This window comes from Mesorhizobium sp. M7A.F.Ca.US.014.04.1.1 (genome assembly GCF_003998745.1).
Lineage (GTDB): Bacteria > Pseudomonadota > Alphaproteobacteria > Rhizobiales > Rhizobiaceae > Mesorhizobium > Mesorhizobium ciceri.
Genome location: NZ_RZRW01000762.1, coordinates 1 through 2,228 on the forward strand (window position 1 = coordinate 1; position 2,228 = coordinate 2,228).

Sequence of the window (2,228 nt, forward strand, 5' to 3'; positions counted from 1 at the left end):
ATCCCGGCGGTACGATCGCCATGGTCGGCATCTTCCACGGCCGCCTCGACATTGATCCCAATACGCTGGTCGAACGCGAAATCGGGCTGCTGGGATGCCATGCCTTTGCCGACGAACTGCCCGAGGCCGTGCGGATGCTGGGTGAATTGAGCGAACCGCTGCCGGCGCTGATCGACCAGGAGATCGGCCTGGATGACATTCCGGCTGCCTATGAGCGGCTGTTGGCGGGGCGCAGCGACGGCTTGAAAACAATCATCCGCATGCGGCAACCTGTCGAGTCGTGATTTCCGATGAATCGCCGGAAAGGACTTTTGAAATGATCACTTTGCCCGACACCGCCAGCCCTCTTTACGAGAAGGTGAAGGACTACATCCTGGCAAACATCGGAACGGGCCGGTGGGGCAAAGATCGCAAGCTGCCGTCCGAGAATGAGTTGGTCGCTTCACTCGGCGTCTCGCGGATGACGGTTCACCGGGCGCTCAGAGAATTGACCTCGGCCGGGTTTCTGATCCGCCTGCAAGGTGTGGGAACCTTCATCGCGCCACCGCGGCCACAGTCGACGCTGATCGAGATCAACAACATCGCAGCCGAGATCGTCGAGCGCGGCAACAGACATCGTTCCGAAGTCCTCGTCCTCGAAACCATCATGCCGACAAAAGAGCTGGCGCTGTCGTTCGAATTTCCAAAGCGCGTCTCGATCTATCATTCCGTCGTCGTCAATTTCGAGAACGATCTGCCGGTGCAACTCGAAGAGCGCTTCGTCAATCCGAGCCTTATCCCCGACTATGACAAGCAGGATTTTTCGAAGACGGCGACCTATGACTACCTCATGCAGAAAACCCCGGTGACCGAGGTCGAGCATATCATTTCCGCCATCCCGGCGGATGCCGAGACGGCGCGGCATCTGGGCATCGATGTCGGCGCCTGCTGCCTTTTCCTGCACCGCCGGACATGGACGGGCGCGGTGGTGGCGACGATCAGCAAGCTGACTTATGCCGGCAGCCGCTACTCGCTCGGCAGCCGCTATTCCCCTTCAAAAAGCAGCTGACGGAAGCAGGTCGAATGCAAGAGCGACAGATGACGCCGGCACCGAGCCGCACGGCGCGGATCCGGGCACTCGCGCAGCATGATGTTGCCGAAGCACAAAGCGCGCTGGCGGCATTGCTGGGCGACCTGTTCGCGATGCGCCCCCGCAATGTCCGCATCAACTTCGATAAATACAGCCTCAATTCGTTGAACGGCTTCTTCGAGGACGACGGCAAGGCCTACTTCTTCAAGTTCCATCAGGAGGAGCGGGAAGAGGCGATGACGGGCGAGTATTACCGCGCCGAGATTCTGTCGCGCGCCGGCCTGCCGGTTGATCAACCCGTGCATATGTCGGCCCAACCGGGCGAGCAGATCCTTGTCTATCGGCGGCGCACGGATCCGAGGTTTTCGGATGTGCTGTTCGCGCTGGATGCGCAGGACGATGCCGGCAAACGGCGAGAAGCCGTTCTTGCCGAGCGCGACCTGTCGGCCAGGCTGCTCAAGGTCTATCTCGAAACGCTGCATCCGGTAACCGTCGAGGAGGTGGCGGCGGAACCGATCCACAGGCTGTTTCATGAGCGGCTGATCGATGCCGAGACACGCTTGTCGCCAGGCGGCCGGCTGGCCGATTTCTATGTCGGCAAGCCGTTCGTCTTTCCCGGTGCCGAGCTGGATTGGGATCGGTTTTCCCGGCTGAAATTCGTCATCAATGGCGAGCAGTACACCGACAGCGTCGGTGAGCTTTTCGATGCCGCCGCAGTGCGCTTGCGGCCGGACCGGCTTGCCGATGCAGGCGGCGTGGTCGCGCATGGCGACGCCCACAACGCCAATGTCTGGTACACGGCGAAGGCGGGGAGGGCGGAGCTGTCCTTCTTCGATCCTGCCTTTGCAGGCTCGCATATCCCGACGCTGCTGGCGGAGGTGAAGGCGACGTTCCACAACATCTTCGCCCACCCGTTCTGGCTCTATGATCCGGCGACCGCGACCGAGGCTTTTCGCGCCCATGCGCGGCTGGACGGAAACCTGCTCCATGTCGACACGGACTGGGACCTGAGCCCGGTCCGCCGCGACCTGCTGGAGGTCAAGGCCACAGCGCTGTGGCGGCCATTGCTGCTTGAGCTCAAACGGCGCGGCATGCTGCCGGCCGATTGGCGCGCGGTGCTCCGGGCCGGTCTCTTCCTGTCGCCGACGCTGGTCATGAA

Annotated in this window: 2 protein-coding genes and 1 pseudogene; all 3 read left to right on the plus strand. The window is 61.8% G+C overall.

All coding sequences use genetic code 11. The features are described 5' to 3' along the window. A pseudogene (locus tag EOA22_RS31135) lies at positions 1–284 on the plus strand (zinc-binding dehydrogenase); the annotation flags it as partial. 32 nt (positions 285–316) lie between these two features. After that, a complete protein-coding gene (gene hutC / locus EOA22_RS31140) occupies positions 317–1,048 on the plus strand; it encodes a histidine utilization repressor (RefSeq protein ID WP_013530484.1) in 732 nt (243 codons plus the stop codon). Positions 1,049–1,077: 29 nt separating this feature from the next. Beyond that, a partial coding sequence (locus EOA22_RS31145) for a hypothetical protein (RefSeq protein ID WP_206521371.1) occupies positions 1,078–2,228 on the plus strand: 1,151 nt, incomplete at its 3' end.

Coding starts and splice junctions, on each gene's coding strand:
- hutC (WP_013530484.1), top strand. CDS start 317: ATGATCACTTTGCCCGACACCGCCAGCCCTCTTTACGAGAAGGTGAAG.